The 26,123-nt window shown below is 68.4% G+C and carries 19 protein-coding genes and 1 pseudogene; 9 read left to right on the top strand and 11 right to left on the bottom strand.

What is annotated here, in order from left to right; genetic code table 11:
- The 4 genes and pseudogenes from ACZ7BZ_RS37290 to ACZ7BZ_RS37275 all read right to left on the bottom strand — a co-directional run.
- A pseudogene (locus tag ACZ7BZ_RS37290) lies at positions 1 to 539 on the bottom strand (site-specific integrase); the annotation flags it as partial.
- Entirely contained in the window at positions 540 to 845 is a 306-nt protein-coding gene (locus ACZ7BZ_RS37285; RefSeq protein WP_465395910.1) for a hypothetical protein, read from the bottom strand.
- A gap of 621 nt (positions 846 to 1,466) precedes the next feature.
- Positions 1,467 to 2,834 carry a tyrosine-type recombinase/integrase gene (locus tag ACZ7BZ_RS37280; RefSeq protein WP_470362254.1) on the bottom strand — a complete coding sequence of 456 codons (1,368 nt, stop codon included), beginning with the start codon at positions 2,832 to 2,834 and terminating at the stop codon, positions 1,467 to 1,469.
- Positions 2,835 to 3,049: 215 nt separating this feature from the next.
- Positions 3,050 to 3,655 carry a hypothetical protein gene (locus ACZ7BZ_RS37275; RefSeq protein WP_470362253.1) on the bottom strand — a complete coding sequence of 202 codons (606 nt, stop codon included), beginning with the start codon at positions 3,653 to 3,655 and terminating at the stop codon, positions 3,050 to 3,052.
- Between the two features lie 650 nt (positions 3,656 to 4,305).
- Between ACZ7BZ_RS37275 and ACZ7BZ_RS37270 the strand changes: the two genes are divergently transcribed.
- The 3 genes from ACZ7BZ_RS37270 (at position 4,306) to ACZ7BZ_RS37260 (ending at position 8,439) form a co-directional block, all read left to right on the top strand.
- Positions 4,306 to 5,277 carry an NgoMIV family type II restriction endonuclease gene (locus tag ACZ7BZ_RS37270; protein WP_470362252.1) on the top strand — a complete coding sequence of 324 codons (972 nt, stop codon included), beginning with the start codon at positions 4,306 to 4,308 and terminating at the stop codon, positions 5,275 to 5,277.
- Positions 5,278 to 5,654: 377 nt separating this feature from the next.
- The gene (locus ACZ7BZ_RS37265; RefSeq protein ID WP_470362251.1) at positions 5,655 to 6,671 is read left to right on the top strand and encodes a DNA cytosine methyltransferase; all 1,017 of its coding nucleotides are present in this window, start codon (positions 5,655 to 5,657) and stop codon (positions 6,669 to 6,671) included.
- Between the two features lie 490 nt (positions 6,672 to 7,161).
- The gene (locus ACZ7BZ_RS37260; protein WP_470362250.1) at positions 7,162 to 8,439 is read left to right on the top strand and encodes a DNA cytosine methyltransferase; all 1,278 of its coding nucleotides are present in this window, start codon (positions 7,162 to 7,164) and stop codon (positions 8,437 to 8,439) included.
- Between the two features lie 27 nt (positions 8,440 to 8,466).
- Here the strand turns inward: ACZ7BZ_RS37260 and ACZ7BZ_RS37255 are convergent, their stop codons facing one another.
- From ACZ7BZ_RS37255 to ACZ7BZ_RS37225, 7 genes are all read right to left on the bottom strand, one after another.
- The gene (locus ACZ7BZ_RS37255; RefSeq protein WP_470362249.1) at positions 8,467 to 9,045 is read right to left on the bottom strand and encodes a very short patch repair endonuclease; all 579 of its coding nucleotides are present in this window, start codon (positions 9,043 to 9,045) and stop codon (positions 8,467 to 8,469) included.
- Positions 8,985 to 9,251: a NaeI family type II restriction endonuclease gene (locus tag ACZ7BZ_RS37250; protein ID WP_470362248.1), complete on the bottom strand. Its 267-nt coding sequence runs from the start codon at positions 9,249 to 9,251 to the stop codon at positions 8,985 to 8,987. Before ACZ7BZ_RS37250 ends, ACZ7BZ_RS37255 begins: the two co-directional genes overlap by 61 nt.
- A complete protein-coding gene (locus tag ACZ7BZ_RS37245) occupies positions 9,248 to 9,943 on the bottom strand; it encodes a NaeI family type II restriction endonuclease (RefSeq protein ID WP_470362247.1) in 696 nt (231 codons plus the stop codon). The genes ACZ7BZ_RS37250 and ACZ7BZ_RS37245 overlap by 4 nt, the downstream gene beginning before the upstream one ends.
- A gap of 59 nt (positions 9,944 to 10,002) precedes the next feature.
- Positions 10,003 to 10,614: an HNH endonuclease gene (locus ACZ7BZ_RS37240; RefSeq protein ID WP_470362246.1), complete on the bottom strand. Its 612-nt coding sequence runs from the start codon at positions 10,612 to 10,614 to the stop codon at positions 10,003 to 10,005.
- A gap of 328 nt (positions 10,615 to 10,942) precedes the next feature.
- Positions 10,943 to 12,772 (bottom strand): DEAD/DEAH box helicase, encoded by a 1,830-nt coding sequence (locus ACZ7BZ_RS37235; RefSeq protein ID WP_470362245.1) that lies wholly within the window; start codon positions 12,770 to 12,772, stop codon positions 10,943 to 10,945.
- A gap of 41 nt (positions 12,773 to 12,813) precedes the next feature.
- The gene (locus ACZ7BZ_RS37230; RefSeq protein ID WP_470362244.1) at positions 12,814 to 14,229 is read right to left on the bottom strand and encodes a ParB N-terminal domain-containing protein; all 1,416 of its coding nucleotides are present in this window, start codon (positions 14,227 to 14,229) and stop codon (positions 12,814 to 12,816) included.
- Between the two features lie 93 nt (positions 14,230 to 14,322).
- Positions 14,323 to 15,006 (bottom strand): hypothetical protein, encoded by a 684-nt coding sequence (locus tag ACZ7BZ_RS37225; protein ID WP_470362243.1) that lies wholly within the window; start codon positions 15,004 to 15,006, stop codon positions 14,323 to 14,325.
- A gap of 262 nt (positions 15,007 to 15,268) precedes the next feature.
- On the opposite strand from ACZ7BZ_RS37225, the gene ACZ7BZ_RS37220 reads away from it, so the two are divergent.
- From ACZ7BZ_RS37220 to drmB, 6 genes are all read left to right on the top strand, one after another.
- Positions 15,269 to 15,994: a hypothetical protein gene (locus tag ACZ7BZ_RS37220; RefSeq protein WP_470362242.1), complete on the top strand. Its 726-nt coding sequence runs from the start codon at positions 15,269 to 15,271 to the stop codon at positions 15,992 to 15,994.
- 281 nt (positions 15,995 to 16,275) lie between these two features.
- Positions 16,276 to 17,166 (top strand): hypothetical protein, encoded by an 891-nt coding sequence (locus ACZ7BZ_RS37215; RefSeq protein ID WP_470362241.1) that lies wholly within the window; start codon positions 16,276 to 16,278, stop codon positions 17,164 to 17,166.
- Positions 17,163 to 18,728: a hypothetical protein gene (locus ACZ7BZ_RS37210; RefSeq protein ID WP_470362240.1), complete on the top strand. Its 1,566-nt coding sequence runs from the start codon at positions 17,163 to 17,165 to the stop codon at positions 18,726 to 18,728. Before ACZ7BZ_RS37215 ends, ACZ7BZ_RS37210 begins: the two co-directional genes overlap by 4 nt.
- Positions 18,728 to 20,458, top strand: a complete 1,731-nt coding sequence (locus ACZ7BZ_RS37205) for a nuclease-related domain-containing DEAD/DEAH box helicase (protein ID WP_470362239.1) — start codon at positions 18,728 to 18,730, stop codon at positions 20,456 to 20,458. The genes ACZ7BZ_RS37210 and ACZ7BZ_RS37205 overlap by 1 nt, the downstream gene beginning before the upstream one ends.
- Positions 20,455 to 23,955 carry a helicase-related protein gene (locus ACZ7BZ_RS37200; RefSeq protein ID WP_470362238.1) on the top strand — a complete coding sequence of 1,167 codons (3,501 nt, stop codon included), beginning with the start codon at positions 20,455 to 20,457 and terminating at the stop codon, positions 23,953 to 23,955. The genes ACZ7BZ_RS37205 and ACZ7BZ_RS37200 overlap by 4 nt, the downstream gene beginning before the upstream one ends.
- A complete protein-coding gene (drmB, locus tag ACZ7BZ_RS37195; protein ID WP_470362237.1) occupies positions 23,952 to 25,859 on the top strand; it encodes a DrmB family protein in 1,908 nt (635 codons plus the stop codon). Before ACZ7BZ_RS37200 ends, drmB begins: the two co-directional genes overlap by 4 nt.
- Positions 25,860 to 26,123 lie beyond the last annotated feature (264 nt).

The raw sequence follows: 26,123 nt of genomic DNA, 5'->3' as shown, positions 1-26,123 counted from the left end.
TAGAGGCGTTGCCAGCCGCTCATGCGGGAGGGGTTGAAGTCGATGAGGCCGTCGCGGACGGCTTGCTCCATGATGCGCACGAGTGGGGCGAGGCTGTTCTTGACGGAGGAGATGCTGAGTCCGTCGGCGATCCAGGCGTGGAGGGCCCGGTCGGTAATGCCGTTGGTGATGCTGGTGACGGGTATGTGGCCGAGGACCGGGGTGACGCGCAGCTTCCAGCCGGCGGTGTAGGGGTCGAGGGTGGTGGTCTCCAGGCCGCGCATCGCCAGGTCCCAGTTCTCGTCGCCGTACTCGGCGAGAGACATGGTGAGGGTCTTGGGGGTGATGCCGCGTGCTGCGGCCCGCTGCATGCGGGCGATCCAGGCCTCGGCTTCCTCCTCTGTGGGGACGGAGGAAGAAGCCGACTTGCGGCCGCCGCCGTTGGGGTCGGTCCAGCGCACGCGGGCGCGGTAGCGGAAATGCGGGCGGCGGTCGGGGCGGTGCTCGATGTCGTCGGTGAGATCGACACCCATGGGGATGAGCGGGGTGTGGTCGGGCATTCAGGCTGCCTCGGATGGGTCGGTGCGCTTCTGGGCGAGCCACAGCTGGGTGTCGGGGATGCTGTACAGGTAGAGCCGGGGCGCGATCTGGACGAAGGGCGGGCCCTGAGGGGGAGTGGCGGAGCGCCAGCGCCGCAGGGTCGAGGGGTCGACCTTCAACAGCAAGGCGAGTTCCTCGGTGGAGTACCAGCCGCTGTGCAGGAGGTCGAACTCCGGCGCCGGATTGGCCTCGTGAGCGGGACCGGCAGGGGTCTGGGTCGTAACCGAGAGGCGGCTTGTGGCGGGAACGTGGGGTCGGACGTGCATGGTCTCCCTCTGATGGGGTGGTGGAGCCGCTCGGGCTCGGCCGGGCACGCCCACAGTCACCTGTCCGCCTGGACGGGCGGAACAGGGTTTGGCGTGCTGAACGGGGCAGACCGTACGCACGGGTCGTTCTTCGAAGCGCGTCGAGCTCCGGCGGGCACGCCGGGTGGAAGGCGGCCTGACGTCTGCGACCGCTCACGAGGGCCTGCTGCCACGGGAGTCCGCGCAGGTCACCCCGGGCAGAGGACGCGGTTTGCGGCGCTGGCAGTGATGCAGGCCGTAAATGGCGTCCTTGTCTGGTGGGTCGCGGCCGGAGCGCCGCGGAGATGGCCCGGAGTACCCTGAAAGTGACGGCAGACGCAGGACGGCAGTTACGGTCTGTGACGAATGTAAGGAGTCCGGGGCCGTTGGTCCCCTACATCGCGCCGATGCTAACTCAAGAGCTGCGGACTTTTAATCCGCAGGTCTGCCGATTTCGTTCGGGGATCACCTTTCTCCGCCATCCGTTGTGACCTGGTCTTTCTTGCGCCTATGACGGTGCGGCCGGGCGGCTTTCTCGTCCTTGATGGGTCGTGGGTGGGGCGCTCGTGGGGTGCCCGGGTCGGGCGATGGACCGTCAAAGTCTTACGTTGAGCTACGAATCCCTCTGTTTGGGGAGGCTCCCGGCCGGGCCTTCGTGCGCCGCCTGTGCGGCCTCGGCTGGTATCGGATGCCCCGGGAGAGCTTTCGGGCCGCATCGATGACCACTCGGGCTGTCGCCTCGGCGCTGAGATATGCCGTCTCGGGGAGGACCGAGGTGTAGGTGTCGGCGGTGGTCATGATCGTAGAGTGCCCCAACTGGGCTTGGATGACCTTGAGATCGGATCCGCCGGTCAAGGCGAGGCTCGCCGCGCCGTGGCGCAGGTCGTGGAGCCGGACTGGCGGTAGGTCACTTCTGCGCACCATGTTCTGGAAGACGTGGCCGATGTGGTCCGGGCGCAGCGGACGTCCGTAGGCATCGGTGAAAATGTAATCGGACTCGTTCCAACTAATTCCCGCAGCCAGTTTCTCCTTTCTCTGCTGGCTACGGTGTGTGTTCAGCACCTGGATGGTGTTTCCGTCGAGGGCGATCGTCCGTTCGCCGGCGCGCGTCTTCACGGGGCAGACCTCCAGCCGCCCGTTCTCCCGTTGCTGTAGTTGCCGTGCGACCGTGAGTGTGCGGCTCGAGGCGTCGAAGTCCGACCAGCGGAGGCCCGCGCCTTCCCCGCGGCGCAGACCCCTCAAGGCGTACAGGTGATAGAGGGCGTACAAGCGGTGATCGCTCGCGTACGCCAGGAACGCGGCTGTCTGGGTGGGTGTCCAGACTGCGACGGATGGGTGCTCGCCTGTCCGTCTCCACTCCGCCACCCGGTTGTCCGTCCAGACCACCGGGTGCGGTCGCGGCGCTCGTGGGAGATCCAGGTTCCGGGCGGGGTTGGCGGCCAGGAGGCCGTTGCGCACCGCATGGTTAAAAGCGGCACGGAGTGTCGCCTGAACGCGACGCAAAGTGCCGGCGCTGATCGGTCGGTTGGCTCTTTGGTGTCGGCGAACGATGGTGCTGAAGGCCTGCTGTACCGAGTCGTTGGTCAGGTCGCAAAGCAGTTCGCGGCCGAGCAGCGGCAAGAGGTACTGCTCCAGGTGCTGGCGATAGCCGCGGGCGGTCGACGGCCGGAGATGGGGCTCGACGATGTCGTACCAGCGCTGTAGCCACTGGCCGGTCGTGAGCAGTCCGCCCTGGTGCGCGAGGTTGGGGTCGCGCAGGCGCTTGAGCGCGCGCTCGGCCTCAGCCCGCGTACGGTAGCCGCCCCGGCGCAGCCGGGAGCGGTGATCGTCGACGGCCGCGTGCCGTGGCATCGCGAGATACCAGGAACCGTGGCCACGGCGGTGGAGGTGCGGGCAAAGGCTTCCAAGCTGCCGGCCGGTACGGGAGTCCCGGCAGCCGCACCGCTTGTAGATCGTTCCAGTGCCACGCATGACGTCCTCCCTCTGGATTAGCAGATGAACGTATGGCCAGCATGTACCTGTGGCGCCGCGAGACCGCCCTGTTCCTGAGGTCAACCGGCGAGGCTCTTGAACGGCGCTCGGAAGCGACAAGCGCGGCGAGGCGTACGGCCAAGCCGCTGCTTTCAGCAGATCGACTCGGGACAAGATCGAACCTGCAATCGGCCGTCTGCCGGAGACCCCTCACATCAGCGCTGCCGCGGGATGGGCAGGTGCTCATGGCGGTGCCAGATCAGTGATCGATCTTCGCGGCGAAGCTCCGCAGATCCCCATTCCAGACGGACCACGCCCTCAGCCAACGAGCAGGCGTAGGCGACGAGTACAAGCTTGGTGTCCGGCGAGAGGCGTGCGAGATCCGCATGAGGCTCGTCCTCGTCCGGCAGTTCGATGCCGAGATCAAGCTCTCCCTGACGCGGGTCGGGGCCATGCCTGCGGATGAGGCCGGCGCGAAGCCCTGACGCGCTCCGGAGTCTGGCAGCGGTCACGGGTACGTCCTTCTTCGCGTACCGGTAGGGGTAGACGACATGGCCGGCGACCACGGCGACGGTCCGTGCCTGGAGGCGCACCAGCTCAACGCCGGGTAGCTGGGAGAGGCCGGCCGACAGCTGCTCGTACTGAGCGGCGTAGAGCCCGTGTCCGTATGCTTCGAGCGTCTGCGTGTGAACGCCTTCGTGGCCGCCCTGGGCACGTTCGTGGGCCCGGACAAGGCATGCAGGCACGATGCCCGCGACCTCGGCGGCGAGGGAGCCGAAGACCGTGCGTGCCCACGGACTGGCCGAGTTTGCTTCCGACATGAGAATCCCCCGATCGATCGTCCTATGACCAACCTCAGGGTCCGGACAGTCCGTTTATCTGCACGGTGGATCAAGGGCGCATTGGGGGATCTCAGGGCGCACGGAGCAGGGAGTGCTCCGTGGTGAGGCTGAGAACGGGTCGGTGGGGACCGCCGACCCGACCGCGTCCACTACTGAGCCCCTTCGGTACCCGCCGTACTTCGGCGGCTGTCCGAGGCCAGAGCCCGCAGAACGGTCCCCCGGGGGATTCCCGGCTCACGGGCTACCGCCCGGGTCGACAGGCCGTCGTTCCGGCACAACCGGCGGATCTCAACCCAGTTCTCCACACGAATTACCCTTGCTTCATCCGGGCTCGAGCGCTGCTGAAGCCCGGATGATCACGAGATCACCGATCGGGCCCCTTCTGGTCCACTGCCCGCGGCCCTCATTGCAGGCGTTGCCGACAGGGCAGGGCGTTCCGTCCTGGACCCGGTGCGCCAGGTCCACTCGCATGACCGTCCGGTACGCAACCGTTGATCCTCCCTCCCCCATGTGCCCGCGCAGGGGTGCGGTAGCGGCTGTCTGGGGGGCTGACAGCAAACCTGTACGGGTGTCTGCCGGTGGAACCCACTGAGACCTTCAGATGACGTCGGTCGGCGATACTCATCGGGATGCCTATGGAGGCGAGTGGCTGCCTTCGCGCGCTGCATGCACTGCATGCCCATCTCTTCGCAAAAGCGATGAGCTCAAGCAAACCGGACAATCTAGGCGGGTCTCGCATGGCGGCGGTACTTACCGAAGCAAGGGTGAACTTTCACAAGCATCTCGTCGACAGGAACACCCTGTCTCTGTCGCGTGATGGCGTGGCTTCGAATGCTGACGGAAGTCAAAATACAAGTAGGGCTATCGCGTTCAATATTGCACGGGACCTTGGTGCCGAGATTATTCAGGAGAAACTCAAGGGTCAGCGAGCTGGCAAGCAATTCGAAGAGGCAGTGGAAGCCTTCCTTGTGGAGACCTTCCCGATGTTCCAGTCCCTCCGCCCGGGTGGCTGGATTATCGAGAATGTCGGAGGATCGCGCGCCGAATACCAGATCTCGAAATATGAGCCGTTTGCTCACCTGGCTGCTCTTGCGACTGCTATTGAGCAAGACCGGAATCTAGCCTCAGTTCTGGGAAACTCTTATGAGATTAGTCCAGATATTCTGGTGCTGCGGAAGCCTGAGCCGGACGCGACGATCAACCGGGAGCGCGAACTCGTAGACGGGGAATCTGGCCAGTATGCTGTCATTAGGAGCGCCAACCAGGAGCGTTCCATCGTCCACGCGATAGTATCGTGCAAGTGGACTCTGCGTAGCGATCGCGCCCAGAATGCGCGCTCAGAGGCGTTGAACGTTATCCGGAACCGCAAGGGACGCACGCCGCATATCGCGGTCGTCACAGGGGAACCGTCACCCGCCAGGCTCGCATCTCTCGCCCTGGGAACTGGCGACATCGATACGGTGTACCATTTTGCCCTCCCAGAACTGATCCGGGCAGTAGAGAAAACGTGCAACGACGAGGCAGGTGCAATGCTGCACACTTTGATCGCAGGGAAACGCCTCCGTGACATCAGTGACCTTCCGCTGGACCTGGCGGTCTAGCTGCGCTGTGGAAAATTCGGGCGCACCGTTATGAACTTGAAAAGTGGAGTTTGCATATTCGTCGGGCAATGGGCTGCGGGTGCCGAGAGGGGTTTTTGCTGTTGTGCCCCGATTAGCCGGGCATCTTCCGCTGCGAACGGCTCGGTGATATCGCATCGCCTCGTGTCGGGCTCGATCTGACCGCGGCAGCTGGATTCCATCGGAGCTGCCGCTGCAGGGCCCTCGCGGCGCAGTGCCCGTCTCGGCAGCGGGTTCGGCGGTCTGCGCCTGTATGGTCGTGTGGGCGGGTCAGCTGCTGTCTGCGTCAGTCGGGCAGGGCGCAGTTCGCCGTACCTGGCCCAGCCACGTTCACTGTTCCAATCTGTCCCGGAGGCCTGATGCCTGCCCCCGTCGCCCCTGACACCCTGGACCTGTTCGCCGGGCCCGGCGGTTGGTCTGAGGGCTTGCGCGGTCACCACGGGATCACTGACATCGGGATCGAGTGGGACGCTGCGGCCTGCCGGACGCGGGCTGCCGCCGGGCATCCGACTGTCCGTGCGGACGTCGCCCAGATCGCCACGGCGCCTATGGTCGGCCGTATCCGCCGCTTCATCGCGTCTCCGCCGTGTCAGGCCTGGTCCCGGGCGGGCAAGCAGCTAGGGCTCCGGGACCAGCCCCTGGTCCACCAGGCGATCGATGACCTCGCCAGAGACCGGGACACCCGGCCGCAGCTCCTGGCCGCGTGCCAGGACCCCCGCTCCCTACTCGCCGCCGAGCCCATGCGGTACCTCTACGCCCTGCGGCCAGAGGACGCTGTCATGGAAGAGGTCCCCGATGCGCTCCCGCTGTTTCGCCACTACGCCGAGGTGCTTCGGGGCTGGGGTTACAGCACCTGGTGCGGCAACCTGAACGCCGCAGACTTCGGCGTTCCACAGAGCCGACGCCGCGCGATCCTCATCGCCTCGCGCCTGCGCACCGCCCAGCCTCCCGAGCCCACGCACACCGAGGACGGCGAAGAGGGCAACCTCTTCGGGGAGTCCCGGGCCTGTTGGGTCTCCATGGCGGAGGGCATCGGCTGGGGCGCCACCGACCGGCCCGCGCCCACCGTCACCGCCGGCGGCGGCAAGACCGGCGGTGCCGAGCCCTTCCCAACTCAGGCCCGCCGTGCTCTTGCCGAGTCCCGTGACCGCGGATGCTGGAAGAGCCGCAGCGCCGCCTCCGACACAGCGCGCATCACGGTCCACGAGGCGGGCCTGCTGCAGTCCTTCCCCGGGGACTACCCGTGGCAGGGAACACAGACGAAGCAGTATGAGCAGGCCGGCAACGCCGTGCCGCCACTGCTGGCCGCACACGTGGCTGCGGCGGCATTCGGCCTGCCCCAGCCACGGACCGTGCCAGTGGTAACGGCAGCCTGATGTGGCGGTCCGCATAGACCGGAATGCTTGAGTCCGCGGAAAGCCGGGATCGGGGCATCGTGTATGTCGTTGCGGCAAGGGGCGTAGGTGGCGGGCCCAAACTTTGCGGGTAGGCCCAGACCCCCGCAGAGAGCGGCTCCAGGCCACCGCGCATCAGGTCAGCGCTCGGCCTTCTCGCCGCTGGTCTCCAGTGGTCCGGGTCAGTGCGAGGAGGACGGTACGCGTGTCCTCGTTCACATCGGCGCGTTGTGCAGGGGCGGGCAGGACTCGAGTCACATCGGTCGGCATGTCAGAGCTCGCGACTACGCTGGCCGCTCCACAGAGATCGTTTGTCCCCGGCGTGCCCTGTAGGTGAGGCTTGGGCGGGGAGATGGAGCGGCAAGGTGCATCCGAAGGGAGGTAGCTAGTTTGTTCGATATCATGACTATTTTCAGCTCGACGCCTGGCGCCTCCCATCCCGCAGGCTCGACGTGTGTTGTACGGAGGAAGAATGTCTGCCCTTGAGGTTGTCGAGATCTGCGCAGGAGCAGGGGGGCAGGCCCTCGGCCTCGAAGGGGCAGGATTCGAACACAAGCTCGCAGTCGAGCTCGACCCGAACGCCTGCGACACCCTCAGGCTGAACCGGTCGGCGTGGACGGTCGCGGAGGGTGATGTCGCGGACGAGTCGGTCTGGAACCCCGAGGAGTACGAAGGGGTCTCGCTGCTGGCAGGAGGTGTCCCCTGCCCGCCGTTCACCATCGCCGGCAAGCAGCTCGGTGCCACCGACGAGCGTGACCTGTTTGCCTGGGCAGTCCAGTTGGCAGGCCGCATCAAGCCCAAGGCGCTCATGCTGGAGAACGTGCGAGGACTCAGTGCCAACCGCTTCTCGGCCTACCGGCAGCACGTCCTGGACACGCTCCGCGACTTCGGCTACGTGGGCGAGTGGAGGCTCCTCCAGGCATCCCAGTTCGGGGTGCCGCAGCTCCGGCCGAGGTTCGTGCTGGTGGCACTTCAGGACGAGTACGCAGAGTACTTCCACTGGCCCGAGCCTCTGCCCGGACCGGCGCCTACCGTTGGTGAGACGCTGAAGGACCTCATGGCAGCCAAGGGCTGGGGTGGCGTCGAGGCGTGGGCCGCCAAGGCCGACGGCATCGCGCCCACGATCGTTGGCGGCTCCAAGAAGCACGGCGGGGCAGACCTCGGTCCCTCCCGGGCCAAGGCGGCCTGGGCGGTCCTGGGCGTTGATGCCTGGGGCATTGCCAACGAGGCGCCGGGTGCTGACTTCCAGCCTGCAGTGAGCAGGAAGGGCGAAGTCAGAGGTGGTCCGAAGCTGACCAGCCGCATGGCCGCGCGGATCCAGGGGTTCAGTGACGACTGGCAGTTTGCCGGAGGGAAGACCACCGGATACCGCCAGATCGGCAATGCCTTCCCGCCGCCGGTCGCCAAGGCTGTCGGGCTCTCCATCGCAAGGGCGCTCCGGAAGGAAGGCACCCCCCGGGAGCGGATCGAGACCACTCACGACCCGGTTTACCGGCTGCTCCGCGGTAAGAGCGAACCGATGACCGCAGAGCAGATCGTTACCGCACTGGACAAGACCGGTGTCGTCATGGGCATGCACGACGTCGAGCGACGCCTCTCCCACCTCGGCCGGGACTTCCACATCGAAGAGACCGAGGCCGGCCGGGACGGTGCCATGGCTTATCTGCTCCGCGACTTCAAGGCCTTCGTCGGGCAGGAAGACCACGACCGGCACGAACTCTTCAAGGCGAACAAGGCCAAGATCAGCTGAGTCTGATCGACCTGCCGCCCGCAGGCGTCAGCCTGCGGGCGGTCCTGCGCCTGGACACCCCTGCTTGCCCTCCAGACGTCGCCGCTTTCGCTCGGCGAGCTCCCCCCGCCGCGCTACTACGGCGGCTACCACTGTGTCCGCGCACTCCTCAGGCGACTGGTGCGCCCAGAACCGCAGCACGAGCCACCCTTCGTCAGCGAGGCGTTCGTCGGTATCCCGGTCACGGGTGACGTTTCCGCTGATCTTCGTCTCCCAATACGAGGGATTGGTCTTCGGCGGAACGAAGTGCTCCGGGCACCCGTGCCAGAAGCACCCGTCGACGAAGACGGCTACCCGTGTGGGACGGAACAGGAGATCAGCCGTCCGCCGCATACCGGGCAGCGGCTTTGCCGCCACCCGGTACCGAAGCCCCTCGGCGTGGACAAGGGAGCGCAGCGCCAGCTCGGGGGACGTGTCCCGGCTCCGGATCGCCTGCATGTTGCGGCGCCTGGCAGCTGAAGAGGCCCATGATCCTTCCGGGGCAACCCATGCGGCAGCATCCGCGCCTACCGCTCCGGCAGCAGCGGTGCCTCGACGACCGGGTCGCTTTCCCGCGCTACCACCCACTTGATCCCCTCCAGTTCCACCCACCGTGCGTCCACATGCTCCAGAGTCCAGGGTGCCAGGCGGACGCTCACGGACTCACCAGCACCTGGCACCGGCAGGCCGAGGCCCTCGGCTACCACCTGGTGACTCCCGTACTGCCCGAGAATCACGATTCCCTCCGGCCGGAGCGCCGAGCGGGAGCCACCGTTGTACCGGACCCGCTTCATGAAGTCGTCCTGCTGCGCAACCGTGGCGACCACGCCGCGGGAGACGACACCGCCTGCGTCCGCCGGAACAGCTCATGCACCCGCTGGGTGCCGTACCGTGACGCGAAGATCGCGGCGATGTCCTTCTCAGGCAAGCGCAGCAGGATGTTCTCGGGGAGCGGCGCATCCTCGAAGAGCCAGTGAACGGCCGTCTTCCGGGCAGCGGCGGTGAGAGACCGCTTGCCGTCCCGGTTCCCTTCCTTCTTGGTAAGCAGTTCCTCAGTGACCCGGAACAGCCCCGCCGACCAGAGCCCAGCGTCATCACTCGCCCACACTCCGAGACACAGATGCCCCATCGCCTCCGGCGGGATCATCCAGCGGCCCAGGTCCTGGGAGTACTTGCAGTCCACGTCGATGCCATGAATCGAGTAGTCCATCTTGTCGCCGTCAGCGAAGCCGAAGGCGCGCTGGAGGTTGATCTCCACGAGGGTGCCGGCATGTGTCTTCTCGGTCTTGTGGAGGTCGTCCCAGCGGAACCGGCCCGTGTGCTGTCCGTCGAGCAGCATGTCGAAGGTACGGCGCAGGGCTGCACCGAAGATCTCGCCGTACGGGTCCGCCGCCAGGATTCCGGCGCGGACGCGGGCCAGTTCCGGATCAGGGGCACGACGGAGGAAATGGGGAATAAGGTATCGGCTGACGTCATACCAACTCAATTCTTTGAATGGAAAATATAGGAATTCCGGGGTCTTGCGCCTCCGGTGCGTGGGCCGGGTCAGTCGGCCCCGGGCGCGGCGCGCTCAGCGGCTTTGCGCTCCTTGCGCCTTCGCTCGTAGCCGGCAACCGCCGCGGCTGCACCCTCCGCAGGCCACGGCTGGGAGCTGATCAGTTCGTAGGTCACCTCAGTAACGCCGTCCGTCTTCCTGCGGTGCGCGACGATGTCCCAGCCGAGAACAAAACGGAGTTCTCGCAGCCGTTTCTTCGGGTCGCCCTTGTGGGTGTCCTGTGCGACCAGTTCGATGAGCTCGACTGGCGTCGGCTTCCCCATCTCCTGGAAGGCGATCAGTAGTTCGCCGATGCGCTCCCACGGATCCGAGCCCAGGAGCGCACGCCCGATAGCCGGGCCGAACTCGTCGAGCGAGGCGAAGAACGCCTGCTTCCCGTGATTGTGCTCCTCGCACAGCGGCTCCAGGTTCGAGTACTCCGTCTTGCCGCCCCAGGACTCAGGCACGATGTGGTCGATCTGCAGCCGGACACCGTCCTGGGGGCCGCGCCCGCACATCTGGCAGAAGCGGCCCTTCTGGCTGAAGACCTCCGCCTGCAGCCGGGGCGAGACTTCACGGCCGCGGAAGCCGCCTTCTTCCAGCCCAGCAGCTCGTAGATCCACTCCCCGTCACCGGTACGGCGCCGGCTCTCCACCACGAAGTGGCTCCGGACCTCGCGCAGGCGCCGCTGGCTGTGCACGTTGGACTTGCCGAAAACCTGCTGCGACCGAGCCAGCCACTCCGCCATCGTCGGAGGGCTATCCCGCCGCAGGAGGAGGAACCGACAGGCTTCGGCAGTCTCCTGGCTGCTGAAGAGATCGTCGATGGACGGATCAGCGGGGTGGGGCAGCGGGCGCTCGCTGTCCACTTCTGCGTGTGTCATCTCTTCCTCCTGCTGAGGCTCGGCGGATTCGAGGAGTCCGTTCCGATCCGTACGCCACCCTGGGCCCGTCACGGCTGAGGGTCCCGGGCCACACTCAATGCTTGCTCGTCGAGCAGGGCCGGGGGCTCAAGGTGGCGCAGGAGTTCCCGGATGTCCGCCATGTCCAGGCCGGCGCTGCCGACGGGCTCTTCGACGAGGTCAGCAAGCTGGCGCACCTCCGGGTCGTCCAGGATGCTGCCCATGAACTCCAGCTTTGCCTCAAGACGCAGCTGGACCACCTCGTCGATGGTGCCTTCCGCGACAAGGACCGTGACCCTCGTCTCCGTTCCGGGGGCCAGGCCCAGGCGATGGATGCGGTCGAGGCTCTGCAGGAACCGGCCAGCCATGAAGTCGCGGTCGACGTAGACCGCGTCGTGGCAGACCTGGTGCAGGCTGATGCCCTCGCCCAGGGTAGCCGGGTTGGAGAGCAGCACCATGCAGTCGGGATCCTCGCGGAACCGTCGGATCTCCTCGTCCCGGTCGGCCGTGCCGCCGTGGACGACGGCTGGGGAGTAGGGGGAGAGGAGCTTGGCCAGGGTGGTGATGTTGCGTACGAAGGTGGTCCACACGATCGTCTTGCGGCCCGCTGCCGCGTTGGCGGCGACGATCCGGACGGCCTCCTGGAATTTGGGGGAGAGCTCGTAGCTGGGCAGGTCGCGCAGGAGCGCGTGGAGGGACTCGCCGGGGGCGGCCTCCAGCGCCGGCACCCGGTAGGCGAGCGGCTCGTACGGGCTGCTGCCCTCGATCAGGAGCGCTGGGCTGGTTGCGGCCATGAGCAGGCGCAGTGCTGCCCGCCCCAGGGCTTCGATGTCGTTGCGGGACGCCTCGGCCCGTGGGGAGAAGTTGCCCTTGAGCGCCTCGTACACCTCCCGGTGGATCGGCGGGAGGCTGACGTACCGGACCTTCGGTTCGAACGGGGGCAAGCCAAGCTCGCGCTTGGTGGTGCGGGTGAACAGCGGCCTTAGCACCGTGCTGGCGTAGGCGAGGTCGCCGCCGCGTACAGCGTCGGAGACGACGCGCTTGCCGCGGCCGGGCCAGACGAACGACAGCAGATTCTCCAGGTCCCGGGCCCCGTTGGGGGCCGGAGTACCGGTGAGGATGAGCCGCCGGGTGGCGGTAGGCCCGAGCGCGAGGCAGGCAGAGCCGTATGTCCCGTTGGCACCGAGCTTCATACGGTGGGCCTCGTCGAGCACCAGCATCGACGGCGCCGTGCCCAGCCAGGACGCGAGCCCGGGTACGGCCCGGGACAGGCGCTCGTAGTTGACCAGCAGTACCTCTGCGCCGTAGTCGGGGGTGCGGCCCATGACGGCGATGCGCGGCGGTGTGCGGAAGCAGATCTGGCTCTCGGTCTGCCATGCCTCGTAGGCGGACTTGGGTCCGACGACCAGGAGCCGCTTGGCCAGGCCCTGTTCACGCATGGCGGCGTAGACGGCGAGTGAGACGCGGGTTTTGCCGGCACCGGGGACGCTGAAGTTCGCGCCGTGCCCGAGTGACAGCAGCTGGGCTGCATCGCGGAGCTGGAAGGGGGTGAGGTCTCCGGTCCAGCCGTCGCCTAGGAGACCCGGCACGTCGCCCGGCGCGACTGCGCTCTGGCCGGCGTCCGCGCCACTGCGGAGGGTCTGCTCGGCCCGCTCGGCGTCGTCGAGGACGCCGGTGACGAGCTGGACCAGCGCCTCCTCCCACTCGACGCCGTCGTGGCGCCAGGAGCCGAGCTCGATGATGCGGTCGAGGAAGTCGTCGAGGTCGAACTCGCCAACTAGCGGCCCGCGCTGGCCGCCGGGGGCGATGCGCGCGGCGAGGTCTGCGAAGTCCTGCTCGTGTCCGGGCGTGGTGCGCAGGACAACGCGGGTCCGCGACACGTCGAATGCAATCTGCAGTGACGGCTCTGTCTGGGTATCCGTCACTGCTGCTTCCCTACAGCAGCGTTGAGCCAGGCCAGACCCTCGCCGGGGAGCGGCATGCTCTTGCCGGCCTCGACGGCAACGCGCCCCATGATGGTGCGCAGCTGCAGCAGGGCGTCGTCGAATGCCCCTTCGTCCAGACTTCCGTTGCCGCGGGCGAGGACGAGGTCGGTGACGCACTGCTCCAGGTCCTTGCAGGCGTCGGTGACGCGGTCGGGGGCGGCGAGGCGCTTTTTGCGGAGCCGGTGGTCCTTGCCGGCGAACTCCAGCGCCTCGTTGAAGACGTGGCGGGTGCGGTCGAGGACGTCGGCTGCCTCCGTCTGCTCCTCGGGGGTTGCGGCCGCGCCGGCCGCCTTGACGGCCTTGGCCTGCAGGAGGGAGTCGGTGAGCGCCTTGGCCGCGGCGACGCTCGCGCCGGCGGCCTGGACGGTGCGGCCAAGACCGGGGATGGCCACCGCCGGGGCTGCCTGGGCGGGGGCGGGCCTGAGGTCTGCGGGCAGCCGCTGGTCCAGGAAGCGCTCCTGGAAGTCGGGCTGGATGTACCGGACATCGGTCTTGGCGAACTCGAGCACAATGGCCGCGAGCCGGCCTTCCTTCAGCAGGTCGCCACGTTCCCGGTTGCGCGCGGACTCCGTGTTGTAGGCGCGGTAGAGCTCGAAGAACCGCTCCTTGGCCTCTTCGAAGTCCATGAGCCGCAGCGAGGCGGTGCTGGTCGCACTGCGGCTGATGAGGTCCCGGAGCTGGGCCAGGATCCACAGGTCGCGGTCGCAGGCCGGCGTCGTGGTGTGGAAGTTCCGGGCGATCTCCGGCAGCGGCTTGCCAAGCGCAACCTGCTCCTCCAGGGCGAGCAGGTGGTTGATGTAGGAGTAGTCCCGCCGGGTGTCAGGGCGCAGCTGGAGGGAGAGCTCGACAGCATGGATGTCGCTCCACTCGCAGCTCTCCGGCAGAACGCCGACCCGCATGCTGGTCCGCCCGAGCTCCTTGAGGGCAGCGCGGCGGGTGTTGCCGTTCACGAGGATGCCCTCGTGGGTGATCAGCCCGGGTTCGTTCTGCTGGTACTCGCGCAGGCTCTCCGTCAGGTCCTCGAAGGCCTTGTCGGTCCTGGAGGGGTCGGCCGGCAGCGCCTTCAGCAGGTGGTGGAGGTAATCCTGGCTCTCCGGGCTCCAGGGGTCCTCGGTCAGCGCCCGGTCCCGGGCTGGGTCGTAGGCGCGCTGGGCGCGGATGCGGTGCGTGCCGGGGTTGTAGCGCAGGACCTCGACCGGCATGTCGATGACCTCGATATGGGCGGGCTTCCCGCGCCACTCGACGGTCAGCGTTTCCGGGACCCCGTTCCCGTTGCGCAGCTCCTTCAGCCGGTGGGCCACGAGCTCGCGGTTGCCGCCGGCTTCGTGGGGCTGGCCGAAGTCGATCAACACGTGTGTGCTCCTTCGTGTGTGTGAAAGCGATGCAGATACTGCCAGGGCCAAGAAAGGGGCGGCACAGGGGTTCCGGTGCCGCCCGGGAGCGGACTACAGGAGCATGCCGCGGACCTCGGCGCGCGCAGCCGCCGGCAGCGTGCGGTAGACGCCCCAGAGCTTCTCGACCTCGTTGAAGCCGCGGGCGTCCTGCTCCATCCAGGCAGACAGCATCTTGCGCTCGTAGGCCGACAGCTGCGCTAGCGCCGACGCGAAGGCGCCCAGATCGGCGCCGGCGTCGCGCCCGCCGACACGGCACCGGTTGCACTCGGTGACCAGCTGCACCTCCGTGCCGCCGCTGGGCAGGGTGACCGGCCGCCGCGCGATGTCCAGGTGGGAGGTGGCACCGTGGCCGTCGGCATACGCCTCGCCGTTGCCGATGCCGCAGGTCCGGCACAGGTAGTTGTCATTCAGGAGCACGGCACGGCGCTGGACTGCTCCCACCGACTCGGTTGCCCTGCGGCTTCCCATTCCGGGCTCCCATACCGGCACACCCTGCCGCACGAACCGGTGCTCGCTGGGGTCGAGGGCCGGGTCCTCCCGGTTGGTGTCGATCTGCCACTCGTGGTCGCGAAGCTCCCGCATGCGCCGGTCGACCTGGCTGACCCCCTCGAACGCGGTCCGCAGCTGCTCCTTGGTGAACACGCTGCCGATTCCGACCTCCTGCACCAGCCAAAGCGCAACACGCTTCTTGGTGCCGAGTTCCTCGTCCGTCCAGGACGGGATTGCCACCACCATGCTCTTCGGATCCTCTCGTGTGCAGCGCAGTGACGGCCCTGGTGGGCTGTCAGCGGGCCGGTTTCGACTGCTCCTCAAGCGAAGCGCATGCCCAGGGGCATGGGAAGGCCTCCTCTGTCCCTCGGTGTCCCTCCTCGCCCGGTGTCCCGGGGTGTCCCCGCCGCACCACAAGACCCTTCAACTGTCTTAGGAGTTTGCCAAGATGGGCTGACACGTCGTCGCCCCTACCCCCGGGGAGTTTCCTTTGCCTCCACGCGGACAGATGAAGGCCCTTTCGGCCTCCATTCCCCCGGCACGCCGCGAACTCGCCCAGGCGGTGCGCACCCTACTGGGCGCTACGGGCGGCTCGCTGCGCAGCGTCGCAGGTCAGACCCACAGCTCCCGCTCGGTCCTCTACCGGCTCGCGTCGGGGAAGGTCCTGTTCCCTGACACGGACGCCGTTCTGAAGCTGCACCGGCTCGCGCAGCGCAGGACCGGTGTCGAAGTGGTGCCCGAGGACGACCTGAAGGCTCTCCTGCAGCGGGTTCTCGATGAGGGTGAGCACGCTGCTGCCGCCGACAACAGCATTGCTGAAGCCGACAGGCCGGCTTTGGAAGAGGCCACTGGCATGGGCGGTGGCGCGCAGGAAGGCGGCATCGGTGCGCCAGCCGTTGCGCCGGTCCCGCCCGCCAAGGGGGACCGGCGCAACGAACGTGCGACCGGGCTGCAGTGGCCGGTCGACGAACTGGTGCTGCACCTTGACAGCGGCCGGTACGAGCATGTCGTCGGCATGCTGGACTATGCCGGCGACGAGGCGCCTGCGCTGGAGTCTGCTGCCGCGATTCAGACGTGCCGTAGCCGGGGTCTCGCGGAGGTCGTGGATGTTCTCCTGCGGAAGGTCTGCGGCCGACCCGACCGTTTCGTCCTCGATGTGGTGGGTCACCTGATGGATGCCGGCGGCCACGCGGATGCCCGGGAGCTGATCAGCCGCAGTTCGCAGGCCGCATAGCTGGCAGCAGTAAGTCCGTTTTGAGACAATGAAGTTGATGTGACGAATTGTGGCAATGTTGTACGATCGCGAGCGCTGCCAGTACTAGAGGTCGCGTGGCGGCACAAGGGAACTCTCGGGCGGGCTTAGGGGCTGGGTCGGTGGCGGATAGCGGGTCTGCGCTCCGCGGCGCCTACTTGAGCACGGAGGGGGGCTGGCGGAAGCTGCCCGAGTGGGCTGTGTGGTTCGCCCGGGCCGGCGGATGGGCCGCCGAGCTGAGCGAGGCCGGTGACAGCGCCGTCGTGGCGTTGTCCGTCCCGGCTCGTGAATACGCCGCCGTACTTCTCGCGCTGGGTTCGGTGGACCGGACGTCATGGACAGCGCGATCGCGCGCCGAGCGGGAGCTCGGATTCGAGCAGGCATGGGCCCTCCCGGCAGGGACCTGCGTTCGGATCGTGTCGGCGGACTTACCAGGTGCGGGGAAACGCGCATATTCGGGCCTCTTCCTGAGGGCTGTGGAGAACCATCACGGGAAGGTCTACGAGCTGTCGGGCCGCCCGGGCCCCGGCGGGCGCCCGGGCATGGTGTCGTGGTTCCCGGCGGATCAGTACCGGGTTCAGACGCTCCCCTGGCCCGATCAGCCCGGGGACTACACCGACCGCAACCGTTTCAGCGAGGAAACCGGGGCACCGGGCGGCGCCAGCGGACTGCTGACGGGCCCCCTGGACGAGTACTACCGGCACTGCTCGCTCGACTGCGTACTGGTGGGGGTCGTGAGCACGGTGCTGGCGGAGGCGCAGGAGGTTGCCGCGGCCCCGGGCTGTCCCGGGCTATCCCTTCAGGAGCTGATGCGTCTGCGCGGTGTGCACTCGCCGGGTACCCACTACCGCAGTGTCGTCCTGTCGAGCAGGAGCGATCCGGAGGAGATCCGTGATCCTGTGCGGTCCCGCAAGCCGGCCGTGGCGGTGCTGGACGGTGCCGCGACGGTGCGGCGGTGGATGGCGGCGAGCCTGGCGGAGGTGACGATGGCCGTGGTCGAGCGGACGAGCCCCTCGGCCGTGGCTGCGGCGGACGCGCTCTACGCGAACCGTGCGCGCCGCCAGGCCGATCTGCCCATGCCCGCCGGGCTCGTACGGGCCCTCCCTGCCGGCGTCGAGGCGCTGGCCTGGCGGACCAGGCGGAGGCAGCGGTGAGCATGCTGGATGCGGACGGTGTGTACCAGAGGGCCGACGCCGAGATAGTGGAGCAGCCGGTACGGCACTCCGGTGTCAGCACGTTCATGCACGCGGCAGCACAATTCCTGCGCGCGGTGGGGGAGTCGGAGGGCTCCGACCTGTGGCGGCAGTCATGCGCGGAGATCCGCCGGGCACGGTGGCTCATCGGGACGGTGCCCCTGCCGCTCAACTCCGGCGCATTGGGATTGCGGGAGACCGCGGAAGCCCTGGTCGGCCGTGCGAGGGTGATCGAGCGGGTCGCCGACCGCGGCCTGCTGAGGCAGTTCGACGCGGTCGCCGACGCGTTGCGGAACCTGGGACGGGAGCGCGAGAACCCGCTGGCCCGCGGCGTGATGAAGTACCTGGAATCGCCCGGTGCGGGCAGCGTCCTGGTGGTGGTCACCAGCCGCGCCCACCAGGACGACGCGGTGGCCGCGTTCACCGCACTCAGGTGCCCGGTCGACGTGGGCACCGCCCGGGACCTCGCCGGGACCTGTGTGTACGGTGCCGCGGTCGTTGTCGGGCCCGTGGGCTGGCTTCCGCCCGGGGTGCTGAACGCTCCGCGCGCCTCCCGGATCGGACTGGTGCACTATGACTTCTACCGCGAGCCGCAGGACGTCTGGCCGCTGTTCGGGGAAGGACCGGTCCGGCGTGGCCGGATGCCGTCGCGGATCATCCGGCGCCCGTCCCTCCTCCTCGGGGGAGCGCAGGGTCTCCGGGCAGGCGTTCCCGAGGCCAGTGAGGCGCCGGAGCTGACCGGCTTCGATGTGCTCTCCCTGGCTGGCGAAGCGGTCGCGGGGCTGCCCGCCGATGTGCTGGAGCAGCCTGCTCCGGGCGCGCATGAGCGTGTGGCCGCTCAGGCGGCCCAACTGGCCGACGGCTCCTTCGTACTGCTGCCCCGGGACGAGGGCGTTCAGAAGGTGCTGCTCGTCGAGGCGGACGACGAGGGCAGGCCGGCCGTCGAGGCGGTGGACGCGGCCACAGTGACGATCGGCGACGCCGTCGTACTGCGCGGCGGATCCTATTACCAGAGCCTGGTCGAGCGCGCCGACGCCGCACTCGGCGAGGACGCCCTCATGCTGCGCGAGATCCAGCGGGCGTGGAAGGCACAGCTGCGCGACCGCGTCGCCCGCCACCGGGACGGGGTCCACGGCGTCGCCGCCGACCTGAAGTCCCAGGGCGCGACGACCGCCAACCTGGGCTACTGGACAGGGCCGTGGTGCATCCGAACGCGCCTCAAAGCGGACTTCACCGTGGTGATGCGCTACCTCGGACGCGGCGACGAAGCCGACCACGCTTGGGACGCGCTGGGCCGCATTGACCACGCGCACCGCAGCGTCGGGCGCAACTACGCCGAGGTCGTCCAGCGGGCCGTCTCGGGCGGCACCTGGGAGACCCTGCAGTCCGATCAGTGGTGCGACATCTCCCTGGACGACACCGAGGCAGGCGCGCGGGTGGCCCTCATCGACGCGCTGCTGCCCGGGCAGCTGACCGTTCCCGTGCACTACCTGTGCCGGCTCCGTTCCCCGGAGGTTCCCTGATGGCACGTATGATCCCGCCCTCGTTCGATCCGGCCTGCACGCCGAGCCCGGGGGAACGGGAGGTGTTCCAGCGGCTGCGCGACGATCCGGCGACCGGGGACTGGACCGTCCTCCACTCGCTCGGAATCGCCCAGCACCCGCGACAGATCCAGGGGGAGGCAGACTTCGTCATCATCGTCCCGGGCAAGGGGATACTCGTCCTGGAGGTCAAGGCGCATCTCCAGGTGCGGCGGCTGCCGAGCGGGGAGTGGCGCCTCGGCAATCAGCCCCTGACCAATCGGAGCCCGTTCCAGCAGGCCGACGAGGCCATGCACGCCGTCAGGAAGAAGCTCGGGGGCCCCAGCGGCGGTGCCGGTGCGGTGCCGGTCGCATTCGCGGTGCTGTTCACCCACAGCCGCTTCGCGGTCTCCGGGCCGATGGAGTGGCACTCGTGGCAGGCACTGGACACGGTCGCCTTCCGCAGCCGCTCCGTGGCGGCGCTGGTCACCGGGGTCCTGGACGCGCACCGGGCCCACCTCGCGGCCACACCGGGGGCGGCATGGTTCGACCCGGCGTCCGTGGCACCCGATGCCGGGCAGGCTGAGCGGATCATCCGGGCTCTGCGGCCCTCGTTCGAGTTCGCCGAGCCGCCGAAGCTGAGGCGGCAGCGGATGGAGCGCGAGACGGAGGCGTTCACCCAGCAACAGTACGAAGTGCTCGACATGATCGCCAGGAACCGGCGCTGCATGGTGGACGGCGCTGCCGGGACGGGCAAGACCTACGTGGCGGTGGAGGCGGCACGCCGCTACGCCGCCGGGGGACAGCGGGTGCTCCTGTGCTGCTTCAACCGCCACCTCGGCCGCTGGCTCAAGGAGGAGACTGCGGGCCTGCCAGGGGTGACGGCAACCAGCTTCCATTCCTACATGGCCGGGCTGGCCCCGTCCGCCCGCGATGCCGGCGGCACCAGGGACTTCTTCACCGAGGTGCTGCCCGAGGCCGCCCTGGACGTCCTCATGGAGAAGGACGAGCCCCCGTTCGACGTGCTCGTCGTGGACGAGGCACAGGACCTGATGCGTGAGTCCTACCTCGATGTCCTCGACTTCTCCGTACGGGGCGGCCTGTCCGCAGGCCGATGGCTGGGCTTCGGCGACTTCACCCGTCAGGCCCTCTACGGATCCGACGGCCAGGGCATGGACGTCCTGCACAAACGGGCCGGAGAGCTGCCCTCGGTCACGCTGAACCACAACTGCCGCAGCGTCCCCGACATCACGCTGTACGTGGAGGTCACGTCGGTACTCGACCCCGGATACGCGGGCACCCTGAGGCCCTCCAACGACCGCCAGGCCACGAACCTCTGGTGGGCGGACGAAGAGGAGCAGCAGCGACAGCTGGCCAGCCGCCTCACGGATCTCACCCGGGAGGGTTTCTCGCCCGAGGACATCGTCGTCCTGTCTCCGCTCCGGGACGAGCTCAGTGCCGCCGGCACCTGCCGTGCCCCCAGCTGGAAGGGACGGCTGACACCCCTGGACTCCCCGAAACCGGGATCCGTCCGGTACGGAACCGTGCACACGTTCAAGGGGCTGGACGCCCCCGCCGTCGTCCTCACCGACATCACCTCCTTCGGCACGGACCGGGACCGGACGCTCTTCTACGTCGGTGCCTCCCGGGCCAGGGACGAGCTCACCGTGCTGATGGCCCACAGCGCACGCCCCGGATACATCAAGCAGGTTCAAGGAGCAGGCAGAGCATGACCACGGCCAGTGACAACCTCGGGGCCCGGGAGGACGTAATCGACGCCCTGCGGGCCGAGCTTATGGGTCCGGCCCCCGCGGGCAAGCCCCTCGACCAGACGTCGTTCGACGGCTGGCCCGCCGCCCGCGGACCGTGGACCGACGCTGACAGCGGCGAGGAGATCCTCGACCGTGCTCCCCTGCTGCGCTACGGCGTCGGCATCCTCTACCCCGCGACACCGGAGGACACCGCTGGCCAGCGCGCGGACTCCGAGGCGGACGAAACGGTGGACGCCGGCGAAGACGGGCAGGACGGGGAGGAGGACGAAGACGCTCCGGAGGTGCCCGAAGGCATCCAGGAGGCATACGCGCGGAAGGGAGGTCATGCCGACGACGATGACTTTGAACTCCTCGGCGCCAACGACCGGCGCCCCAGCGCCATGGGCCTGTCGATCCTCCTGGCAGGAGAACGGGCCGGTCTGCGGATCTCCGCCACTGGTGGCCGCTACCGGCGCCGGACCGTGCACATCGGCAGCAGCGTCCGTCACTGGTGGGTCCGCGGCCCCGTCGCGGCCGTCTGGGATCTGTCGCCGGAGGCGCTCGCCAGCGCCGGCCCCCTCCTGCGCAAGCCGCAGCCGTCCTCCGACACCTCGACCGGCCTCGACGGCCTGGACCTCGAACTCACCGTCCGCATCAGGCCTCACCGCGACGGGCGCCTCATCACGGTCGCCCTCGTCAACCGGACACCGCTGGGCAAAGGGGCCCCCGACGCTCTCAGCCTCTTCCAGACCGAGATCACCGTCGAGCCGGTAGAGGGCTGGCTGGCCCCGTACCCGGAGGCGGCCGAAGCCGGAACCCACCCGGATGACGCCTCGTTCAGCCTGATCTACCGGGGTGCCCGCACCTTCGCCGTCGGACACGGCTGTGCGGCGGACTGGGACACGCCGATGGGGGACCGCTCCTCCTGGGCCAGGGCCGATCCCATGCCGCAGTACGAAGCCCCCAGCATCACTCCCGACATTCGGCTGCCCGACGGCACCCCGCTGACCGTCTCCATGGACCAGCTGGCAGGAGACGGACCGGAAGGCCCCGAGCAGCTCAGCCGGGTCGTCACCGCCTACGCGCAGTGGATCGACGAACTCGAGGAGAAGGCCGCAGGACTCGACGGACGGTTCCAGCCGACCGCCGCCAAGCACATCGAGGGCTGCCGCACCGCCCTGGCCCGGATGCGGGAGGGCCTCGAACTCGTCCGCGACCCCAGCACGGATGTCGGCCGCGCGTTCCGCGTGACGAACCGGGTGATGCTGCGCCAGCAGCTGCGCTCCGGTGCACCCCTGCGCAGAACCCGTTACGTCAACGGCTGTTACGCGGTGGACGGCGTCCAACTGGACGAAGACACGGCCCGCAGCCAGGGGAAGGGCAACTGGCGCGCGTTCCAGATCGCCTTCCTCCTCGCCGCTGTCCCGTCGACCGCAGACCCGTTCCACGACGACCGTGACACCGTCGACCTCATCTACTTCCCCACCGGCGGCGGCAAGACCGAGGCGTACCTCGGTCTGTCCGCCTTCACCATTCTCCTGCGCCGTCTGCGTGACCCCGCCGACGCCGGGGTCACCATCCTCATGCGCTACACCCTGCGTCTGCTGACCGCGCAGCAGTTCCTGCGTGCGGCCTCCCTCATCTGCGCGCTCGAAGAGCTGCGGGAGGATGAGCCGGACCTCGGGGGTCCCTTCTCTATCGGCATCTGGGTGGGCGGCGACACGACCCCCAACAAGCGCGGCGATGCGACCTCGGCCCTCGGCCGGCTCCGGGCTGGCGGTGAGGACAATCCCTTCCTCCTGCTGCGTTGCCCCTGGTGTGCGGCCCAGATGGGTCCCGTCGCCGGCCAGGAAGAGAGCGGCGCGCCCCGCCGGCGTCCCCGCAGGGGCGGAAGGGGCGGTCAGGCTGCCTCCGCGAGCCGCACTCCTGTGGCCGGGTACGTCGAGTACGCGGGGACCGTACGGTTCATCTGTCCGGACTACGAGTGCCGCTTCTCGGCGGACGACACCCCGCTGCCCGTCTTCGTCACCGATGACGACCTCTACGACCGCCGGCCGACGCTCGTCATCGGCACCATCGACAAGTTCGCCCTGCTCGCCTGGCGCCCCGGGGCCCGCGCTCTGTTCGGCCTGGGAGCTTCAGGACTCGGCGCCGACGGTGCCCGGGAATTCTCGCCGCCGTCACTGGTCATCCAGGACGAGCTGCATCTCATCGCGGGCCCACTCGGCTCCCTCGCCGGCCTCTACGAAGGCGTCATCGAAGAGCTGTGCACTGACCGGCGAAGCGGCACTCCCGTCCGCCCGAAGATCGTCGCCTCCACCGCCACGATCCGCCGCCACGAGGAACAGGTACGCGCCCTCTACGGCCGTGAGCGGATTCACCTCTTCCCGCCGCACGGCATCGACGCCTCCGACTCGTTCTTCGCCGTATACGACCGGAACCCCGAGACCGGCCTGCTCAAGCCCGGACGGCGCTACATCGGCGTGCACGCCCCTGCTCTCGGCTCCATGCAGACCGTCCAGGTCCGCACCTTCGCGGCGCTTCTCCAGGCCGCCGGGGATCTCCCCGAGGACCAGCGCGACCCCTGGTGGACGCTGCTCGCGTTCTTCAACAGCCTCCGCGAGCTCGGCAACTCGCTCTCTCTCATGCAGTCCGACATCCCTGACTACCTGCGCACCATCAACAACCGCTCCACCGCGGACCGCAGCGGCATGCGCTACCTCAACTGGGTCGAGGAGATGACCAGCCGCCTCCGGCAGGATGAGGTTCCCGAGGCCATCCAGAAGCTGGAGCGGCAACTCACCCCGGAACAGCGGGCCGTGGACACCTGCCTGGCGTCCAGCCTGATCGAAGTCGGCATCGATATCCCCCGTCTCTCCCTCATGGCCGTCGTGGGTCAGCCCAAGAGCACCTCCCAGTACATCCAGGTCACCGGCCGTGTCGGCCGTCGGATCCCCGGCCTGGTAGTCACCCTCTACGGCGCCGGCAAACCCCGCGACCGCAGCCACTTCGAACGCTTCCGCAGCTACCACGAGCGACTGTACGCCCAGGTTGAGCCCACCAGCTCGACCCCGTTCGCCCCGCCCGCCCTGGACCGGGCCCTTAGGGCCGTCGCCGTCGCCTACATCCGCCAGGCCGGGGGCAAGGCCGTCGACGCTCCCCTCCCATTCCCGGCCGATCGATGGGAGGAAGCCAGGGAACTGCTGCTCGGTCGCGCTGAATTCTGTGACCCCGACGAGGCCAGCCGTACAGCGGCCCTGCTGGACCGGATGCGCAAGGAATGGGAGGCATGGCGGCCCGGCGAGTGGGGCGATTTCGGCCCCGTGGGCCACGGTCGGCTCCTGCGGCCGCTCGGCCACTACGCACCCGAGAACCAGCGGAATCTGAGCTGGGCGATCCCCTCGTCGATGCGCGGCGTCGATGCCGAATCCGAGGTCGAGGTCACCGTGCAGTACGCGATCGAGGAAGGAAACTCATGATCCGCGGAAGTGTCCGCCGCTCCCAGCTGGTTGTCCCGTTTGGCCCTGGCGCCATGCACGTGCTCTCTGACGGTACGTCCGTCATCACAGCGGGCCTTGACCACTGGTTCCCGACCGGGAAGGACCGCGACCGTGAGGAGTACCGGATCCACGAGTGGCGTCTGGAGCAGCATCTGGGTATCGACGCGCTCTACTCGCCGCCGGACTACCGGGTCTGGTCAGAGGACGAGATGAACAGAAAGGTCCGTGTCCCCGTCCTCCGATTCCCTGTCTGGGGTTTCTGCCCGAGCTGCCGGACGCTGACCAGAGACCGTCTCCACGCCGACCGCCGCCCCGTATGCGATCACCACGAGGGCACCCGCCGCAAGCCCGTCATCGCCCAGGTCCCCTTCGTGGCCATCTGCGAGCGGGGACACCTCCAGGACTTCCCGTGGAACGAGTGGGCGCACCGTTCCGCCGCGCCTTCCTGCCGCAACCACGTCCTCTCACTGCGTTCTTCCGGCGGAGGCACCCTCTCAGCCCAGCGGGTCTCGTGCAGCTGCGGCGAGGGCCGGAGCCTGGAAGGCGTGACCTCGACAACGGCAAGCAGGGACAACGGCTCCTCCACCGTTCTGTCCGAGGAACTCGAACCGGGCGGACCCGCCTACCTGTGCCGGGGTGCCGCGCCCTGGCTCGGCATCGAATGCGTGGGAGAGCCCTGCGGCAGTCCGCTCAGGGGAAGCCTCCGGGCAGCCGCCAATGTGTACTACCCGCTTCTGAGCAGTTCCATCTTCGTGCCCGAGGACGGCAGCAGCGCCGCTGACCCCAAGGTTGTGGAAGCCCTCCAGGACGGGACGATCGTTCAGGCCCGGCGGCAGGCAGCCGTGTTCGTAGGAGAGGGAGTGATCCCCTCGCCGGATCTGCTCCGGAGGGTCGCTCAGGGAAACGCCTTCATCCTCGAAGGCTTCACCGACCCGCAGATCGAGGCCGGCCTCAAGGCCCTCCACGACGCCGAGACCACCGGCAGCTCCAGCTCCAGCTCCAGCCCCGGCGGGCCTGTCCTGGCAGAAGACCCAGCGGACTTCCGGGTCACCGAGTACCAGGCGCTGCGTGACTCCATCGAGTCCAGCGAACTCGTCGTCCGCCAGCCAGCGGCGGACTACGGCCAGCCGGTGGCCGGAGCCTTCGCGCGCGTGCGGCTGGTGGAGAAGCTCCGGGAGACCCGGGCGCTCTGGGGCTTCAACCGTGTCTTCGCGGAGTCCTCGCACGACCGCACGACCCGCAAGGCCCTCCTGCGGCGTACCCCGGCCCGTCCGGGCAGTGGATGGCTTCCCGCTTACGCGGTCAGCGGAGAAGGCATCTACCTCGAACTCGGTACCGGCAGGCTCGCCCCCTGGGAGGAACAGCCCGACGTACTTGAACGAACCGGCCTCCTCACCCGGCGCTTCGCCCGCCTGGCTGTGGACCGGGGGCTGCAGCAACGCGAGCTGTCACCCCGTTTTGTGCTCCTGCACACCCTCGCCCACCTGCTCATCAACCAGCTCACCTATGAGTGCGGATACAGCTCGGCCTCCCTGCGAGAACGCCTCTACGTCAGCCCTGGTGCCGACGGCATGGCAGCCCTGCTCATCTACACCGCCGCCGGCGACTCCGAAGGCACCCTCGGCGGCCTCGTCCGGATGGGACAGCCGGGCCGCCTCGAAGACGTGCTCCAGAACGCCCTCGCACAGGCCGCCTGGTGCTCCTCCGACCCTGTCTGTATCGAAAGCTCTGGCCAGGGCCCTGGGTCCTGCAACCTCGCCGCCTGCCACAGCTGCGCCCTTCTCCCCGAAACCGCGTGCGAGGAGTACAACCGGTTCCTCGACCGGGCGCTCGTCGTCGGGGGGCTGGAACAGAGGGACCTCGGCTTCTTCCCGGCATCCTAAGCTTGGCTTGTATGCTCGTCGGGCTTGATGCTCCCTGATCGAATCGGCGCGTTCGACCGCCTTGCCGACGGCGTGGCGCTTGGCCCGGTGCTTGTTCTTCGAGCCGGGAGGCCGCCCCGGGCCCGGCCGGGATGGTTTCAGTGCGGCTGCCGGTGGACGGCTGTCGCGGGGACGTTGCGAAACCCTCGGCGGACGAGGGCGGGGGTGAGTCGGCGGGGCTCGGTCAGTCGTCCCCCCCGGGGGGCGTCCTCGGCGAAGGGTGGG

The sequence above is a fragment of the Kitasatospora sp. NPDC036934 genome, assembly GCF_055608425.1.
This window is presented reverse-complemented; position numbering and strand designations above follow the sequence as displayed.

Coding starts and splice junctions, on each gene's coding strand:
- ACZ7BZ_RS37265 (WP_470362251.1), top strand. CDS start 5,655: ATGCCTGCCCCCGTCGCCCCTGACACCCTGGACCTGTTCGCCGGGCCC.
- drmB (WP_470362237.1), top strand. CDS start 23,952: ATGATCCGCGGAAGTGTCCGCCGCTCCCAGCTGGTTGTCCCGTTTGGC.
- ACZ7BZ_RS37270 (WP_470362252.1), top strand. CDS start 4,306: ATGCCTATGGAGGCGAGTGGCTGCCTTCGCGCGCTGCATGCACTGCAT.
- ACZ7BZ_RS37280 (WP_470362254.1), bottom strand. CDS start 2,834: ATGCGTGGCACTGGAACGATCTACAAGCGGTGCGGCTGCCGGGACTCC.
- ACZ7BZ_RS37285 (WP_465395910.1), bottom strand. CDS start 845: ATGCACGTCCGACCCCACGTTCCCGCCACAAGCCGCCTCTCGGTTACG.
- ACZ7BZ_RS37250 (WP_470362248.1), bottom strand. CDS start 9,251: ATGAAGCGGGTCCGGTACAACGGTGGCTCCCGCTCGGCGCTCCGGCCG.
- ACZ7BZ_RS37205 (WP_470362239.1), top strand. CDS start 18,728: ATGGCACGTATGATCCCGCCCTCGTTCGATCCGGCCTGCACGCCGAGC.
- ACZ7BZ_RS37225 (WP_470362243.1), bottom strand. CDS start 15,006: ATGGTGGTGGCAATCCCGTCCTGGACGGACGAGGAACTCGGCACCAAG.
- ACZ7BZ_RS37275 (WP_470362253.1), bottom strand. CDS start 3,655: ATGTCGGAAGCAAACTCGGCCAGTCCGTGGGCACGCACGGTCTTCGGC.
- ACZ7BZ_RS37220 (WP_470362242.1), top strand. CDS start 15,269: ATGAAGGCCCTTTCGGCCTCCATTCCCCCGGCACGCCGCGAACTCGCC.
- ACZ7BZ_RS37260 (WP_470362250.1), top strand. CDS start 7,162: ATGTCTGCCCTTGAGGTTGTCGAGATCTGCGCAGGAGCAGGGGGGCAG.
- ACZ7BZ_RS37200 (WP_470362238.1), top strand. CDS start 20,455: ATGACCACGGCCAGTGACAACCTCGGGGCCCGGGAGGACGTAATCGAC.